We start from the raw sequence: 15,472 nt of genomic DNA on the forward strand, positions 1-15,472 counted from the left end.
AATATTGCAATTTATTTGCTAAAAATGTATATTAATACATAAATATTCATAGGAGGTCGTTGATGGATGAGTCAGTTGTTTCCCAATTATACACGTTTGCCATTAGAGATTGCTGCAGGAAAGGGCAGCTATGTAACAGATACTCAAGGTCGGAGATATTTAGATTTTACAAGCGGTATTGGGGTCGTCAACCTTGGCTATGGGCAGCCTGAAATCCAGCAGGCAATGCTGCAGCAAGCGGACAAATTATGGCATGCGCCCAACCTCTACACCAATTCGTTACAAGAGACAGTCGCGCAAAAACTAGCAAAAGGTCCATATCTTGCCTATTTTTGCAATAGTGGGGCTGAAGCAAATGAAGCAGCCTTAAAACTAGCTCGAAAAGCAACTGGTCGGACAAAGATTTTAACTTTCGAGGGCTCGTTTCACGGACGAACATTTGGTGCCATGACAGCAACGGCTCAAGAAAGCATCCATCAGGATTTTGGTCCGCTCGTACCAGATTTTGAGTATTTGCCCTTCAATGAATTTTCCCCGCTGCAAGCAGCGTTGGATGAGGAAACAGCTGCGGTGATGATGGAACTGGTCCAAGGAGAAGGCGGCGTGATCCCAGCTGAAAAAGAATGGGTCCAAAAGGTGGCCGCGTTATGTCAAGAAGCAGGTGCACTGCTGATCATAGACGAAATTCAAACAGGAATGGGACGCACGGGGAGTTTTTATGCTTTTGAGCAATATGGGATCGAACCTGATATTTTTACATTAGCAAAAGGGTTGGGCAATGGGCTGCCGGTTGGTGCCATGCTAGGAAAAACTGACTTACAGCAGAGGTTTGGCCCTGGAAGTCACGGTTCAACTTTTGGTGGTAATTTGTTAGCGATGGCTGCAGCAAATGCCGTATGTACGGTCCTAACCGATTCCCCTGTGTTAGTAAATGTTACTGCCAGACATCAGCAGCTTATGGCAGGCTTAACGGATCTGGCACAGATCGTGGCTATTCGAGGGCAGGGCCTAATGATTGGCTTAGAGTTGAAGGATAGCGCTGCTCTCCAACAGGCGATGACAGAATTGCGTCAAGCAGGGTTACTGGTGTTGAAAGCTGGAACGAACGTCCTGCGTCTGCTGCCAGCATTGACTATAACGGAAGCAGAAATGGCTGAAGGACTCGCTGTTCTACGCCATGTTTTAGGAACGAAAGAAGAAACCACTGAAAGGCGAGAATGAAGAAAGAAGAGCTGCTTTGGTTGTTGAAAGGTTGTTGAAAAAGAATTTGAGAACAAGTGAAAAAGGGGTGTAGTAAGTGAAAGCAGCAATCGTCGGGTTTACCGGCTATACAGGATTGGAATTGGTTCGTTTGATCCAATTGCATCCTGTCTTGGAGATAGGAACGTTACATAGTCATTCAGTCCAAGAAAATTCAGTCAATGTTTATCCCCATCTGCAGCAACTGGTCAACCAAAGGATTTACCCGTTTGATCCGCTGCAGATTATGCAAGAAAATGAATTGGTCTTTTTTGCGACACCGGCTGGTATTAGCAAAGATTTGGTCTCGCCATTTGTCGAACAAGACTTTCCTGTGATGGATTTATCCGGAGATCTGCGTTTGAAAGAAGCAGGTGTTTATCAGCAATGGTACCAGCAGACGCCAGCTGCGGATCGTTTATTGCATGCTGCAACATATGCATTGCCAGAGTTTCAGACGTCCCACGGAAATTTAATGGCCAATCCAGGCTGCTATGCCACTGCCGCAATTTTAGCCGCTGCGCCTTTAGTCAGAAGAAAATGGTTGGCAGGCATTCCCATTTTTGACGGCAAATCTGGGCTTTCTGGTGCGGGGAAAAAACTGTCAGATACCAGTCATTTTGTGACGATTTCAGAAAATATGCGGACATATAAATTGAATCAGCATCAGCATATCCCAGAAATTGTCCAGCAGTTTCAACAATGGGATCCAGAATTGACGGCCATCCAATTTTCCACTAGTTTGATTCCGGTTAACAGAGGGATCATGATGACCCTTTATGTGCCTGTAGCGCCAGAAAGAACAGCGGAAGATATTTATCAGAGGTATCAAGAAGACTATCAAGAACAACCATTTATTCGCTTGCAGCCGTTAGGAAAGCTGCCAGAACTGCGGCAGGTGACAGGAACCAACTTTTGTGACATTGGGTTGGTCTTAAATCCGATGACCCACATCGTGACAGTCATTGCGGTGATCGATAATTTAGTAAAAGGGGCTGCCGGACAAGCAATCCAGAACGTCAATAAATGGGCTGGGCTGGAGGAAACAGCTGGATTACGACAGATCCCTTGGTATCCTTAACGATACTTGGGAATTCGATTAGTTCAGAATAAGGAGCGTGTAACATGAAAGAAATCATAGGGACAATTGCTTCACCAAAAGGTTTTTATGCAGATGGCATCCATTGTGGGGTGAAAAAAAGAAAAGCCGATCTTGGCTGGTTGTTCTCTGAAGTTCCGGCAAGTGCCGCCGCAGTTTTCACAACCAATCAAGTACAAGCGGCCCCCGTCCTAGTAACAAGAGAACAGTTGAAAACAGGAAAGCTTCGGGGAGTGATCGTGAATTCCGGGAATGCGAATGCTTGTACTGGAGAACAAGGAATAGCAGATGCCAGAGAAATGATCGCTTTGGCTGCAGCACAAGCCGGAGTGGCCTCAGAAGAGGTGGCGGTGGCATCTACGGGAATCATTGGTCGACCACTACCAATGGCAACGATTGCTGCTGGGATTCGTCAATTAAGTCATTCTGGCAGTCCTACCGGATTTCAGAAGGCCATTTTAACGACAGACCTTGTTGAAAAAAATCAAGTGATTCAGACGGAGATTGCGGGCCACACTGTCACCATGGCAGGTTGCGCCAAAGGCTCAGGGATGATTCATCCAAACATGGCGACAATGTTGGCATTCGTCACTACCGATGTCGCTATTGCACCGTCCCTTCTGCAGTCATTGCTGCGAAAACTCACGGAAGTCACTTTTAATCAAATCACAGTAGATGGCGATACCTCCACCAATGACATGGTATTGGTGCTGGCAAATGGGCAAGCGGGCAATCCGCCGATTGAAGAAAATACATTTGCTTATAAGCAATTTCAAAAAATGCTACAGACAGTCTTAACGACATTGGCCAAAGCCATCGCTAAAGACGGTGAAGGAGCGACAAAACTGATTGAAGCTGAAACAAAAGGGGCTCCCACCGACTTAGCTGCCCGCATGATCAGTAAAACGATCGTAGGTTCACCACTCGTGAAAACAGCAATCTATGGAAAAGACCCCAATTGGGGCCGGATCCTTTGTGCAATTGGGTATAGCGGACAAAGAATCGATCCTGCCAATGTGGCGATCGAATTAGCGGCGATCCCGGTTTTTGCAGGAGGATCCCCCCTTGACTACGATGAAACACTGATGGAAGAACGCTTGACAGCCTCAGAAGTAAAAATCAATGTCATTTTACAAGAAGGGGCCGGTCGCGGGAAAGCTTGGGGCTGTGATCTTACGTATGATTATGTCAAAATCAATGCACTCTATCATACGTAATGCCTATCTCATGGAGGTATCAAACGAATAGAATCGGAATCATTGGCTGTAAGAATCAAAAAATCGCCACAAGATCCAACAGGAGGAAGAACATATGGAAATCATTGTCATCAAGATGGGTGGTGTTGCTTCAGATAATCTGACCCCCGTTTTTTTTGAACAAGTCGCACAATGGCAAGCTCTAGGAAAGAAAATCGTGATTGTTCATGGTGGCGGACATTATATCTCGGAAATGCTGCAGAAATTGTCACTGCCGATTCAGATCAAAGAAGGCTTGAGGGTAACGGATGCGCAAACTCTTGAGATCACTCGCATGGTTTTGCTGGGACAAGTCCAGCCAATGATCACGACTTGTTTTCAGCAAGCTGGATTTCAGGCAATCGGCTTAAATGCTGGCTGTGATCAGTTGATCCAAGGGGAAATGATCAATCACGCCACACTTGGCTATGTTGGGAAGGCTAAGACTATTAATCAGCAGTTGCTTCAGCTGCTGATCAAAGGCAATCATATACCGATCCTTGCCCCACTTGGGATCACAGCCGAAGGCCAGTGGCTGAATATCAATGCGGACGAAGTCGCTTGTAAAGTTGCCAGCAGTCTGAGAGCAGAACGATTGATTCTGCTGACAGATGTACCGGGAATCAAGAAAGACTCCCAGTGGCTGCAGCAAGTCTCATTGACTGACATAAAAACATTGATCAATGAGAAGGTGATCACTGGCGGGATGTTGCCAAAGTTAGTCAGTGCTAAAAAAGCGCTTATGAGCGGAGTAGCAACTGTCAGTATCACCGACCGATTAGAAAAAAACGGTACTCAGATCAGAAGAATGAAAGAAACAGCCTTCCTTCAATGAATAAAGGTAGATTTAACCACAAAAAAAAGAAGTTCAGTGACCTTTTTTGTCGTTAAATCTATTTTTTTGTCAAAAAAAATGCTTGATAATGGTAGAATGATAAAGGATTTCATTTGCTAGTATAACGGTTTATCAGTACAATAAGGACAAATGCATAGATAAACGCATACATATATAGGGGGAGAAATAATGACAGATTTTGTATTGGGGAAGAGCACAAAGTTGCGGACAATCGCGATTCGAGTAAAAGATCGGGATAAAGCGATTGCTTTTTATCGTGATGTTCTAGGTTTTGATTTGAAACGGGAAGAAAACGAATTAGCCATTTTTGGTTTCAAAGGTGCAGAAGGTGAAGTCATCTGGCTAGAAGAAAGTCCACGGGCCAATGATCATTTTGGGGAAATCAAAAAAATGCAACGGATCCGCTTGACCGTCGCTTCCTTAGAAGAACTGGCAGCAATTTGTAAAAAAGCGAAAGAACAGTCTGCGACTTTTGAAGAATCTATTTTTGAAGGAAGTCAAATCGCAGTTGTTTTGGCTGATCCTGAAGAAAACCGAATCGAAGTTTTTTACGAAGGCACTCAAGAAACAGATTTGCCAAAAACGCTTGAAGCATTGATTGAAGCTGCACCAAGTGAGGTAGTCCTGTTATCAAGCAAAGCTCGCTTCAACCAAATTCATCTGAATGTCAGTGATGTAGCGAAAGAACGCGACTTTTTGGAAGAGCTGTTAGGTTTGACGACCAAAGAAGCAGATGGTTTCTTACATTTGAATGAAGATGATTTTCAAGTTGGTTTGATCGAAGGCCAAGGCGGAACCATCGATTTACCGACACATGAGGTATTGGGATTGGACTTTTTGAAGATCGCTATTGATAAAGAAGACTTATTGACTTTGGAAGCTCATTTGACTGACAGCAAGCAAGAATTCTTTATTGATAAAAAGAAAAACTTACTGACTACCTACGATACCATCGGGATCGAATGGTGGTTCGTTGCAAATAAATAATGCGATTCACCACTAAGATGCAGAAGAATTTCTCTGGAAATCTCTTCTGTATTTTTTTGTGCAATTAGGGCCTGACTGGTATAATCAAAACAGTTTAGAGGCGCACGAAAGGAGGAACTGGTATGTATCCAGAAACGATTCGGCTAATCGCTGAAAAGCAACAGGAGGGCGTCTTTCCGGGAGTTGTTTATCGATTCATCCATGGAGAGCAAATGGAGACTCATTGTTTAGGCTACGCGGCTCGGCAGCCCCAAATAGAATCACTTACGACGGAACACCTATTTGATGTGGCTTCTTTGACGAAAGTGGTTTGTACGACGACGGTGATTCTCAAACTATGGGAACAGGGAGTCCTAGCAATCGATGACCCTCTGGTCCGCTATTTGCCTGCTTTTACTGATCAGAAAGTAACGTTACGACATCTTTTAACCCACACCTCCGATATCCAGACTTGGATTCCTCGCCGCGATCAATTGTCTGCTGAAGAGCTGCGTCACGCGTATCTTCGAGTCCAAAGCGGACCACAGCTTGGCAAGCAAGTCCAGTACACGGATACGGGCACGATTCTTCTAGGCTTCATGTTGGAGGAACTTTTTGGCTGTTCTGTCACCGAGATCTTCCAGCAGGAGGTTCTGCAACCGCTAGAAATGACCAACAGTGGGTTTCCTCCTTTGCCGGCAGCAAGCAAGGTAGCAGCCACTCAGCGCCAAGAAGATGGGACTGTTCTGAAAGGAATCACCCATGATCCCAAAGCACGAGTTTTGGGCAAACATGCCGGAAACGCAGGGCTGTTTTCAACCATTGATGATTTGACTCAATTTGTACAAATGATGTTGAAGAAAGGTCAGACAGCGACGCAATCTTTTCTTTCAGCAGATACACTGGAAAGACTATATCTAGACCATACGCCCTCTGAAACAGGACATCGCTCAATCGGCTGGGACTTGAAAGGTACGCCTGTACACCTCTATCATACAGGGTATACAGGGACCTTCCTTTTGATTGGTTCTGATGGCAAAGCATTTATTTTTCTTTCGAATCGCGTACATCCAGAGGATCACAGAGACAGCTATCTGAAACATCGGGATCAAATTGTACAAAGTTATTTAAAAGAATCCGTTCGTTGAAGTTTTTCGTGCTATAATATTAGCGAATCAATAGAGAGGGGATCAACTATGGAACCATTATTTATGAAACCTGTTTTTCAAGAAAAAATTTGGGGCGGTAGCCGTTTACATTCTGTTTTCGGTTTTGATCTGCCAAATGATAAGATCGGTGAAGACTGGGCGATCAGTGCACATCCTCATGGTGTCAGCGTGATTGAAAACGGCCCATTTAAAGGGAAGACATTAGCAGACTTATGGCGGGATCACCAAGAATTGTTTGGTCATTCGGAGGCGCCGGTATTTCCTTTGCTGATCAAAATCTTGGATGCAGAAGACGATCTATCTGTGCAAGTGCATCCAGACGATGCGTACGGCATGGAACATGAAGGTGAACTAGGCAAGACAGAATGCTGGTACATCATTGATGCAGAACCTGGGGCAGAGATCATTTATGGCCACCACGCACAAACCAAAGAAGAATTAAAAGCAATGATCGAAGACGGCCGTTGGGATGATCTATTAACGAAAGTTCCTGTTAAAAAAGGCGACTTTTTCTATGTGCCAAGCGGAACGATCCATGCAATCGGTAAAGGCATCATGATTTTGGAAACACAACAAAGTTCAGATACCACTTATCGGGTTTATGACTATGATCGGACAGACGATCAAGGCAAGACCAGAGAACTGCATATCCAACAATCTGTTGATGTGACGACTGTGCCCGCTAAAGCACCAGAACTGTCGATTCGTGAAATCAAGCAAGGATCTTCGGCAATCGTGACGTATCTGGAAACCGAATTTTTCAATGTTTATGAATGGGAAGTTCGTGGCAAATTGAATCTGGAACAACAAGCAGACTATACTCTGATGACCGTGATTGACGGATATGGTCAACTTGTGATCGATGGTCATTCCTATGAATTGAAGATGGGAACAAGCTGTATTCTGCCTAATCCAATCAAAAAATGGACATTACAGGGAGAACTGACGGTGATCGCCTCTGAACCTGGCGAGAACGCATAAGTGATTGCTTCTTCTAAAAAAATACATTGAAGAACCAAATCATTCGCAGCAAGCAGAAGAAAACCTGCTTGCTGTTTTTTGCTATTCTTTTAAACTACCGGAAAATCAATCGTTAGGGATAGACGGTTGGTTTAGATTTGTTATAATGGCTTTAATAAAGGATAGGTGAAACGAATGGTTTATTTAGATCATGCAGCAACGACGCCGATGCACCCGGCTGTCATTCGAGCCATGAATGACACAATGACGACATTTTTTGGCAATCCTTCCAGTATCCATAGGTACGGTCGGGATGCCCATACCAAGCTAGAAGAAGCGCGACAAGTAATCGCCGATCAGTTAGGTGTCAAAGCCCACGAGATCATTTTTAATAGTGGCGGAACGGAAAGCGACAACACAGCGATCCTCGGCACCGCGTATGCAAAACAAGCAGTAGGAAAACACATCATTACTACGACGATCGAACATCCAGCAGTCATCGAAAGCATGAAGTTTTTGGAGAAGCAAGGGTTCGAGATCACTTACTTACCTGTCGATAAAAAAGGACAGCTCTTAGCAGAACAAGTAGCAGCGGCACTACGTCCAGATACGATCCTCGTTTCAATTATGTTCGCCAATAATGAAACGGGCAATATTTTGCCGATCCAAGAAATTGGCGAACTGCTAAAAGAACACGCCGCTGTTTTTCATACTGACGCCGTACAAGCTTACGGCAAGCTGCCCATTGATCCCGCTGCGTATGGCATCGATTTGTTGAGTATTTCAGCACATAAGATCAATGGACCTAAAGGCGTTGGTTTCTTGTACAAACGAGACGGCTTGTCACTACCCACTCTCTTACACGGTGGTGAGCAAGAAGAAAAGCGCCGTGCCGGTACAGAAAATTTGGCAGGGATCGTAGGTATGGCAAAAGCTGTTTCCTTGCTGACTCCAGAAGTACAGCGTGCGCACAGTGAGACGTATCAGCAATTTGCTGAGCAAGTTTTTTCTGTTTTGGAAGAGCAAAGCGTTGACTACCGTTTAAATGGAGATCCTGATAGCAAGCTGCCTCACATCATCAATCTGCAATTTCCTGGTGTTACTAGTGATCTACTGTTGATGAAATTGGATCTAAAAGGCATTGCGATCTCGACGGGTTCAGCTTGTACCGCAGGGAACGTGGAACCTTCTCATGTTTTAGAAGCAATGTATGGCAAAGAGCATCCCGCTGTGGGAGAATCTGTGCGGATCAGTTTTGGTCTTGGTAACACAGAAGAAGAGGTCCATAGTTTTGCAGAGTTACTTGCTCGAACCGTTTTAGGAACGAAGAAGTAGTACCCATAGTTTCGTGTTTTTAGAGGAATCGAAGGGGCTGCTCCTAGATAAGCGAAAAGAGTGCAGAAAGCAAAAAAAACTGGCACTCATGCAACCATTCATGATAATCTGAAGAAAGAAATACCGGATAGCAAAGAGACTTTCTCTAGAAAAAAGCACTTGTATTTTTTCTAGAGAAGCTTTTTCGGAAATCAAAACGTCGAACGAGGTGGAAAGCAAATGGCATTTGAAACAACAACAACTGTCTTAGGTGCAGAGACCCGCTACCAATTAGCACCAGAAGCAAAAAAGTATACACTGCGGGACAATGGATTTACTGAAACAAACAGTGGCAATTTCCAACTGATCCGCGGGTTGGAAGCAACTCCGCAAAGTAAAGAAGGCTTTAAATTAAAAATCACCGTCGCAAAGGACATCAAAACGTTTAAGATGTCGATTACGACAGCCAATGGATTGAAAGCAGTCAACATCTTTAAAGACCCGCAACACAAAATGCTGCAAGAAAAATTTTATTTCTTGATGGATGGGTTTATTAGTCGCGGATTATTCATCAAAGCGTAAACCATCGCGAACAAAATGATCCGTTATTTAGGAAAAGCAACCAAAAGATTTTCGTTTCAAAAGTGTATCTGGAAGACAATCATGAACAAATTATTCCGTGGACAATGTTGGATCGTCCACAGTAGCGAGTGTGGAGGCTAGCGCTAATCCACTACGTTAGCGGTTCCACACTATCAATGTGGATGTTGTTGTGACTTGTCCCTTGCTCTTTGGCAGAAATGAAATCGTTCGGTTGTTTTTTTGTTACAGTTGAAGGAAAGATCGTGACTTCAATCATGGCTTTTGTTTGCTGTTTTCTTTTTAGGCTAAGCGTATACTGACAGATATGTAAAACATTTACCCTGAGAAAGGAAGAGAAGATGCGCTATTTTACATCAGATACTCATTATTTTCATGAAAAATTATTAGGTTCGAATGATTTTGCCCCACGTCCGTTTGCGTCTGTCTCAGAGATGCATGAAGTCATGGTCGCTAATTGGAATCAGGTGGTTCAAGCACAAGATACGGTCTACCATCTAGGAGATATTGCACTCCATCCCGAACATGAAGCGGGGTTTGCAGAGCTTTTAGCGCTATTAGTACGGCTGCAAGGAAAGATCGCTTTTATCAAAGGCAACCATGATACGCGCGCACTCTTTCGTTATCTAGCAAAGCACGATCCCGGAATTTCCGGAGAGCCGAAGTTTTCTTTTGCGGATGTCGGTCTGTTGTTAAAATTTGATCATCACCAGTATTATTTGAGTCATTATCCGATGCTATTGGGAATGACAAAGAATAGCCGTAACCTTCATGGGCATATCCATCATCATAGTTTGCCTATCGCTGAGAATATCAATGTCGGTGTCGATGCGCCGGAATTAGCATTCCTTCCTCAACCTTGGCCGTTTGGACGACCAATTTCCGAAAACCAATTAGAAAGGATCTTTCAAGCCAAACAAGCAGAAATATACCAAACGTTTCATTGAGAAATAACAAGGAAAACAGTCGGTTAAAGAATTATAGTCATATATCTTTTTAACAATAGTTATAATAGCAAGACAAAATTTCTGCTTCTAGTAAGCTGAACATTGGTCATAGAATGAAAAAATAATCGGTTTCAAGGTTTATCATTTGAAGGATATTTAAGAAATGTGTATGCTTTAAATAGAAAGTAGTAAAGGAGGTTGCCTATGCGTAAGATTTCTAAAGTGATCATGATCATTGGGTTACTGTTATTGTTGCTCGTCTTTTTCTTTGGCATGATCGAGAATCAGCAAGCGGTAGATTTACCATTCTACTTGATTCCACTGCGTGAGTATCCGTGGGTCGGAGCTTCCATGAGCATGTTTTTGTTTTGGACATGTGTCGGCTTTGCACTGCTGACGATCATTGGTATTTTCGTTGTCTTGTTCTTTCCAAAGCGTTCGGATCGTTTGGTTATCCAGCAAAAATCCGGGGAATTGGTGATTCAAAAGAAAGCCTTGGAACATTTTGTTTTAAAGAATGTCCAACAAGCTGATTTTATCCAATCGCCATCAGTGAAGGTCAAGATTATCAAGAATAAAGTCCGAGTCATGATCGATGGAGAAATGAAACAGACCGCAGCCATCCCGCAACAACAAGAAGCATTGGTTGGTGAGATCAGCAGTAAGCTTCAAACGCTATTCGGTGTCACTCATGATATACAAACAGAAGTTGTCTTGAAAGACGCTGAAGAAACAAGAGAACATCACACACAACCCCGTGTCGTTTAGGAGGAGAAATGATGAACAAATGGTTCGAACAAAATAAGATCCCGGTTATCTTTGCTGCATTAGGACTGATACTAGCAATTCTCTTTCTGACAGTCGGCTTTTTGAAAACATTGCTACTACTGATTTTTACAGCACTAGGAGGTTACCTTGGCTTCTACCTCAAAGAGATCGGTTTCTTTGATCAATTTCAAAAGCCGCGGCGTTAGTGATCGGTAACATTTATTATTATAATTTTTATGAAGATATAGGAGGAATGTACAATGGAAAATCAAGTAAAACCAACAACTACTGCAGGTGTTAAAGGAGAATTGACTTACGAAGATAAAGTAATTCAAAAGATTGTCGGGATTGCGCTAGAATCCGTAGATGGACTATTAACGGTTGATGGTGGGTTCTTCTCAAATATCGCAGGAAAATTAGTGAATACGGATGATGTTACTTCCGGTATCAACGTTGAAGTTGGTAAAAAACAAGTAGCCGTAGATTTAGATATCGTAGCAGAATACGGTAGCGACATGACTGCCATTTACGACCAAATCAAAGAAGTCGTTTCAACACAAGTCAACAAAATGACAAACTTGGAAGTTATCGAAGTGAACGTTAATGTAGCAGATGTTAAAACTCGTGAACAATTCGAAAAAGATTCAGAAACTGTTCAAGACAAAGTTAGCAGTGCTGCAGAAACAACTGGAGAATTTGCTTCAAAACAAACACGTAAAGCCAAAGGCGCATTCAACAAAACTGCCAGCCGTATCCAAGAAAACAACGAACCACGAGTTCAATAATTACGGCAAATATAAAAACAGGCTAGCTAATCGGCTAGTCTGTTTTTTTTGGATGGTTCTCAGTCAACAGTGCAAGTCTGTAAGTTGCTTTTGAAAATCAAAGCCAAAAGCACCAATAATTCATTCCTTCAGCAGCAAGCAGTTCATTAGAGAAAGTTTTTTTGTAGTGGTTTTTATCTGGTGAATCATTTGGATCAAGCACTTGAATCCCCCCTTCTCTATTCAAAGCCAATACCATCAAATGGCCTGTGGTAGTAAATGTTCCCGGCTGTACGGAGACAATGATGGGAAAGCCTTGCTGGATCATCTTGTAAGCTTCCTCGAAAGAATTTCCCAGATCTAAGAATTGATAGCCAAAATGTTCGGCAAACTGAGGAAAGATTTGCCAGCTAGTTCCTTGATCAGCAAGATAAAATTGGTTGCCTGCCCAGTTGAGAATATTGTCTGGTTCTGGTGCCCGATTTCGCCAAAAAGAATCAATCATTGCTAAAGATGCGATGGCACAACCATTATCGGCAAAGGTATTTTGCTGTTCCCCAGAGCCGTAACGTTTCATCCCCCAACGTTCGTCTCTTTGCAAAATCAAAGGGACTTGTTGGGACTTCGGCAGCACTTCTTGCAGCACTTGATTGGCTTGCTCTGAAAATTTCTTTGGCAATAATACGATATCTTGTGAGTCGGAATGCTTTACTCTTTCAAAGACTAATTGTCGTAAAAGGAAAGAACCGGCGACAATGATCAGTAAGACAAGAATACTTTTTTTGACGGAATTTTTTGGCTTTTTTCTATTTCTGCGGTCAGTCGTTGCGTGACTGTTCATGTTCTGTTACCCCTTTTGTCATTATCTAAGAGGAGTATAGCTGATCCTTGCAACAGACATTTCTGTATTTTATGAAGAAATTCATACGATTTTATGATAGTTTCTTTTTGCTTGAAAGCAGGCTAGCATTAGGCTTAAGCAGCAGCTGTCGGAGGAACTATTTATGTGGGAAAGGTTTTTTTGAATTTAAAGAAGTATCTAAGTTTTTTACAGGAAAAGCTAAACCGATGAAACTCTCCGTGAATTTTTTGCCAATCTGTTGTATAATGCAAATTACTGAAAAGTTGCGACCTTCAAATCGTAGATGATTTCAGAATCTATAATTGAAATGATGGTGAAAAATCATGTCTAACGAAAACACCCGTGTGGTGGTTGGAATGAGTGGCGGGGTGGACTCGTCGGTAACAGCACTTTTGCTGAAAGAACAAGGGTATGATGTTGTCGGGATCTTTATGAAAAATTGGGACGATACCGATGAAAATGGTGTATGTACTGCAACGGAAGATTACAAAGATGTGGCTAAAGTAGCAGCTCAAATCGGCATTCCCTATTATTCAGTCAATTTCGAAAAAGAATATTGGGACCGCGTTTTCGAATATTTCTTAGCTGAATATCGAGCTGGACGTACACCAAACCCAGATGTTATGTGTAACAAAGAAATCAAATTCAAGGCCTTTTTAGATTATGCCATGGATCTTGGTGCTGATTATGTGGCAACTGGACACTATGCTCAAGTCGAAACGGATGAAAATGGGGTCACCCATATGCTGCGCGGAGTGGATAGCAACAAAGACCAAACGTATTTCTTGAGCCAACTGTCGCAAGCACAATTGAGTAAAACCATGTTCCCTTTAGGCGGCATGGAAAAATCTGAAGTACGGGCCATTGCTGAACGAGCTGGTTTAGCAACAGCTAAGAAAAAAGATTCTACAGGTGTTTGCTTTATCGGTGAAAAGAATTTCAAACAATTTCTAAGCAATTACTTGCCAGCAAAAAAAGGCAACATGGTCACATTAGATGGTGAAGTCAAAGGACAACATGATGGTCTGATGTACTATACCATCGGCCAACGTCAAGGATTAGGAATCGGTGGCGGCGGCACTTCACAAGAACCTTGGTTTGTTGTCGGCAAAGATTTAGCAACAAACACATTGTATGTGGGACAAGGATTCCACCATCCAGCATTGTATGCGGATCGGTTGGAAGCAAGTCAAATCCACTTTACGACAGACACGGATCGTCCAAGTGAATTCAAGTGCACAGCCAAATTCCGTTATCGTCAACAAGATGTCGGCGTCTCTGTCCGCTTGCTAGATAATGACCGTGCCGAAGTGATCTTCGATGAACCCGTTCGGGCAATCACCCCAGGACAAGCAGTGGTCTTTTATGATGGCATGGAATGTCTTGGCGGTGGCTTGATCGATGCCGCTTACCAAGAAGCAAAAGAATTGCAATATGTCTAAACGATTCGAACGATTGCAGCAGTGATAATTGAAACGATCCGAATGATCAGTGATGCCTGTGTGGATTTGCAGGCATGATCTTTCGGATCGTTTTCTGTTTGATTCTAGGAGATTCTTATTGATTGGTACGTCTTTTTTCATCTTCAAAAGCTTCTTGATGCATTTGGAAAAAGCGGTAGTAGGTCTGAACATTTTCCAACTGTGTCCAGCGACGCACATCCACCGGCTTTTGATCCAAATCGTAGATCTTTGCTTCTTTGATGGAGAGGACAAAAGGGCTGTGGGTAGCGATGACAAATTGACAATCTTCGTAGCGGGTCATGTCTTCGATAAATGTGACTAACTCAATTTGTCGTTGGGCCGACAGTGAATTTTCTGGTTCGTCTAAAAGATACAGTCCATTAGGCACGATTTTTTCTTGGAAAAAGCTTGCCGCGTTTTCTCCGTTTGAGAATTCACGGACATTATCCATCAGATTTTTACGTGTGAATTTCGATTGTGTATTGGAACGTGCGAGGTTGATTTTTTTTAATCTCTCATAGTCTTCAAAGCCTTTAAAACGAAAATTTGCATATTTGGCTTCAAAATATTCGTCGAAGACTTCTTCTCGGCGGCGATCGATGCCTTGATTCAAATTGCGAATGTCGAGCATATAGTCGAATACGTCATCGCTGGTCAAAATTTGCTTGATTTTAGGTTCGTTGGTAACTATGCAATGGCATTGATCAAGGTAATCTTCAAAGAAGTTGGAACGATTATAAGCGGCGGACCGTTGCGCGCCGATCTTCTCAGCAAGGACGTTCAGTGCGGTGGTTTTTCCTGAACCGTTGCCTCCGTAAAGGATAGTGATTGGTTCAAAATCGATTTGAGAAAAGGCGTTCTTTGACAAGACTTGATAGGGGTAATAGGAATCATAGACAGTTCGCATAATCCCCGCAAAAAATGACCCTTCGGATTCACGATCAGGAAAAGTAATTTGATTAAGGTACATCAACGCGCCAACTCCTAACAGATTTTTTGTTTAGTGTAACATAATTGTTCTTGCCATAAAAAAAATTTTCCAAGTAAAATAATTTCACCTATGTAGAGTTGTTATCTTTTCTTGTTATATTCACATTCCCTGTGTTCTATGCTAGACTAAGGGTAACATCATTTTGATGTCATCTTAAGAGACAGTATAAAAACATAAAAAAACGATGATTTTTTGAATTTTTTAAAGGGTGCTTAATTGTTGAGACTTATTCCTTGCAA

17 protein-coding genes are annotated in these 15,472 nt (G+C 42.7%); 14 read left to right on the forward strand and 3 right to left on the reverse strand.

Annotation, left to right across the window (positions count from 1 at the left end; translation table 11 throughout):
- Positions 1–66: 66 nt before the first annotated feature.
- From IGJ28_RS17030 to IGJ28_RS17070, 9 genes are all read left to right on the forward strand, one after another.
- Positions 67–1,221, forward strand: a complete 1,155-nt coding sequence (locus IGJ28_RS17030; protein WP_060813220.1) for an acetylornithine transaminase — start codon at positions 67–69, stop codon at positions 1,219–1,221.
- Positions 1,222–1,297: 76 nt separating this feature from the next.
- Entirely contained in the window at positions 1,298–2,320 is a 1,023-nt protein-coding gene (gene argC, locus IGJ28_RS17035; protein ID WP_060813219.1) for an N-acetyl-gamma-glutamyl-phosphate reductase, read from the forward strand.
- A gap of 44 nt (positions 2,321–2,364) precedes the next feature.
- Entirely contained in the window at positions 2,365–3,555 is a 1,191-nt protein-coding gene (argJ, locus tag IGJ28_RS17040) for a bifunctional glutamate N-acetyltransferase/amino-acid acetyltransferase ArgJ (protein ID WP_060813218.1), read from the forward strand.
- A 94-nt stretch (positions 3,556–3,649) separates the two neighbouring features.
- Positions 3,650–4,408, forward strand: a complete 759-nt coding sequence (gene argB, locus IGJ28_RS17045; RefSeq protein ID WP_103300778.1) for an acetylglutamate kinase — start codon at positions 3,650–3,652, stop codon at positions 4,406–4,408.
- A gap of 189 nt (positions 4,409–4,597) precedes the next feature.
- Positions 4,598–5,416 carry a VOC family protein gene (locus IGJ28_RS17050; protein ID WP_103300779.1) on the forward strand — a complete coding sequence of 273 codons (819 nt, stop codon included), beginning with the start codon at positions 4,598–4,600 and terminating at the stop codon, positions 5,414–5,416.
- 122 nt (positions 5,417–5,538) lie between these two features.
- On the forward strand, positions 5,539–6,543 hold the full coding sequence (locus IGJ28_RS17055) for a serine hydrolase domain-containing protein (protein ID WP_252711722.1): 1,005 nt from the start codon (positions 5,539–5,541) through the stop codon (positions 6,541–6,543).
- A 48-nt stretch (positions 6,544–6,591) separates the two neighbouring features.
- The gene (gene manA, locus IGJ28_RS17060; protein WP_003128154.1) at positions 6,592–7,545 is read left to right on the forward strand and encodes a mannose-6-phosphate isomerase, class I; all 954 of its coding nucleotides are present in this window, start codon (positions 6,592–6,594) and stop codon (positions 7,543–7,545) included.
- 174 nt (positions 7,546–7,719) lie between these two features.
- On the forward strand, positions 7,720–8,859 hold the full coding sequence (locus tag IGJ28_RS17065; RefSeq protein ID WP_156247548.1) for a cysteine desulfurase family protein: 1,140 nt from the start codon (positions 7,720–7,722) through the stop codon (positions 8,857–8,859).
- Positions 8,860–9,078: 219 nt separating this feature from the next.
- Positions 9,079–9,420, forward strand: coding sequence for a DUF1831 domain-containing protein (locus IGJ28_RS17070; protein ID WP_003128156.1), 342 nt, complete (start codon positions 9,079–9,081; stop codon positions 9,418–9,420).
- 151 nt (positions 9,421–9,571) lie between these two features.
- On the opposite strand, the gene IGJ28_RS17075 is transcribed toward IGJ28_RS17070, so the two are convergent.
- Positions 9,572–9,697: a hypothetical protein gene (locus tag IGJ28_RS17075; protein ID WP_021150562.1), complete on the reverse strand. Its 126-nt coding sequence runs from the start codon at positions 9,695–9,697 to the stop codon at positions 9,572–9,574.
- 82 nt (positions 9,698–9,779) lie between these two features.
- On the opposite strand from IGJ28_RS17075, the gene IGJ28_RS17080 reads away from it, so the two are divergent.
- From IGJ28_RS17080 to IGJ28_RS17095, 4 genes are all read left to right on the forward strand, one after another.
- Complete coding sequence (locus IGJ28_RS17080; protein ID WP_438845543.1) at positions 9,780–10,385, forward strand: metallophosphoesterase; 606 nt, start codon at positions 9,780–9,782, stop codon at positions 10,383–10,385.
- Between the two features lie 204 nt (positions 10,386–10,589).
- Complete coding sequence (gene amaP / locus IGJ28_RS17085; RefSeq protein WP_252711720.1) at positions 10,590–11,153, forward strand: alkaline shock response membrane anchor protein AmaP; 564 nt, start codon at positions 10,590–10,592, stop codon at positions 11,151–11,153.
- Positions 11,154–11,164: 11 nt separating this feature from the next.
- A complete protein-coding gene (locus IGJ28_RS17090) occupies positions 11,165–11,359 on the forward strand; it encodes a DUF2273 domain-containing protein (RefSeq protein ID WP_029486300.1) in 195 nt (64 codons plus the stop codon).
- A gap of 54 nt (positions 11,360–11,413) precedes the next feature.
- A complete protein-coding gene (locus IGJ28_RS17095) occupies positions 11,414–11,938 on the forward strand; it encodes an Asp23/Gls24 family envelope stress response protein (protein WP_003128162.1) in 525 nt (174 codons plus the stop codon).
- 97 nt (positions 11,939–12,035) lie between these two features.
- Here IGJ28_RS17095 and IGJ28_RS17100 read toward each other — a convergent pair whose 3' ends face one another.
- Positions 12,036–12,758, reverse strand: a complete 723-nt coding sequence (locus tag IGJ28_RS17100) for a C39 family peptidase (RefSeq protein WP_252711715.1) — start codon at positions 12,756–12,758, stop codon at positions 12,036–12,038.
- A gap of 344 nt (positions 12,759–13,102) precedes the next feature.
- Between IGJ28_RS17100 and mnmA the strand changes: the two genes are divergently transcribed.
- Positions 13,103–14,221: a tRNA 2-thiouridine(34) synthase MnmA gene (mnmA, locus tag IGJ28_RS17105; protein WP_003128164.1), complete on the forward strand. Its 1,119-nt coding sequence runs from the start codon at positions 13,103–13,105 to the stop codon at positions 14,219–14,221.
- A 115-nt stretch (positions 14,222–14,336) separates the two neighbouring features.
- On the opposite strand, the gene IGJ28_RS17110 is transcribed toward mnmA, so the two are convergent.
- A complete protein-coding gene (locus IGJ28_RS17110; protein WP_252711711.1) occupies positions 14,337–15,212 on the reverse strand; it encodes an AAA family ATPase in 876 nt (291 codons plus the stop codon).
- Positions 15,213–15,472 lie beyond the last annotated feature (260 nt).

Origin of the sequence: Enterococcus sp. AZ091 (assembly GCF_051714805.1) — a bacterium.
Lineage (GTDB): Bacteria > Bacillota > Bacilli > Lactobacillales > Enterococcaceae > Enterococcus_D > Enterococcus_D gallinarum.

Excerpts from the sequence above, each read along its gene's own strand:
- IGJ28_RS17095 (WP_003128162.1), top strand. The coding sequence starts at position 11,414 with ATGGAAAATCAAGTAAAACCAACAACTACTGCAGGTGTTAAAGGAGAA.
- argB (WP_103300778.1), top strand. The coding sequence starts at position 3,650 with ATGGAAATCATTGTCATCAAGATGGGTGGTGTTGCTTCAGATAATCTG.
- IGJ28_RS17030 (WP_060813220.1), top strand. The coding sequence starts at position 67 with ATGAGTCAGTTGTTTCCCAATTATACACGTTTGCCATTAGAGATTGCT.
- IGJ28_RS17080 (WP_438845543.1), top strand. The coding sequence starts at position 9,780 with ATGCGCTATTTTACATCAGATACTCATTATTTTCATGAAAAATTATTA.
- IGJ28_RS17110 (WP_252711711.1), bottom strand. The coding sequence starts at position 15,212 with ATGTACCTTAATCAAATTACTTTTCCTGATCGTGAATCCGAAGGGTCA.
- IGJ28_RS17070 (WP_003128156.1), top strand. The coding sequence starts at position 9,079 with ATGGCATTTGAAACAACAACAACTGTCTTAGGTGCAGAGACCCGCTAC.
- IGJ28_RS17100 (WP_252711715.1), bottom strand. The coding sequence starts at position 12,758 with ATGAACAGTCACGCAACGACTGACCGCAGAAATAGAAAAAAGCCAAAA.
- IGJ28_RS17055 (WP_252711722.1), top strand. The coding sequence starts at position 5,539 with ATGTATCCAGAAACGATTCGGCTAATCGCTGAAAAGCAACAGGAGGGC.
- argJ (WP_060813218.1), top strand. The coding sequence starts at position 2,365 with ATGAAAGAAATCATAGGGACAATTGCTTCACCAAAAGGTTTTTATGCA.
- IGJ28_RS17075 (WP_021150562.1), bottom strand. The coding sequence starts at position 9,697 with ATGATTGAAGTCACGATCTTTCCTTCAACTGTAACAAAAAAACAACCG.
- IGJ28_RS17090 (WP_029486300.1), top strand. The coding sequence starts at position 11,165 with ATGAACAAATGGTTCGAACAAAATAAGATCCCGGTTATCTTTGCTGCA.
- mnmA (WP_003128164.1), top strand. The coding sequence starts at position 13,103 with ATGTCTAACGAAAACACCCGTGTGGTGGTTGGAATGAGTGGCGGGGTG.
- IGJ28_RS17050 (WP_103300779.1), top strand. The coding sequence starts at position 4,598 with ATGACAGATTTTGTATTGGGGAAGAGCACAAAGTTGCGGACAATCGCG.
- amaP (WP_252711720.1), top strand. The coding sequence starts at position 10,590 with ATGCGTAAGATTTCTAAAGTGATCATGATCATTGGGTTACTGTTATTG.
- IGJ28_RS17065 (WP_156247548.1), top strand. The coding sequence starts at position 7,720 with ATGGTTTATTTAGATCATGCAGCAACGACGCCGATGCACCCGGCTGTC.
- manA (WP_003128154.1), top strand. The coding sequence starts at position 6,592 with ATGGAACCATTATTTATGAAACCTGTTTTTCAAGAAAAAATTTGGGGC.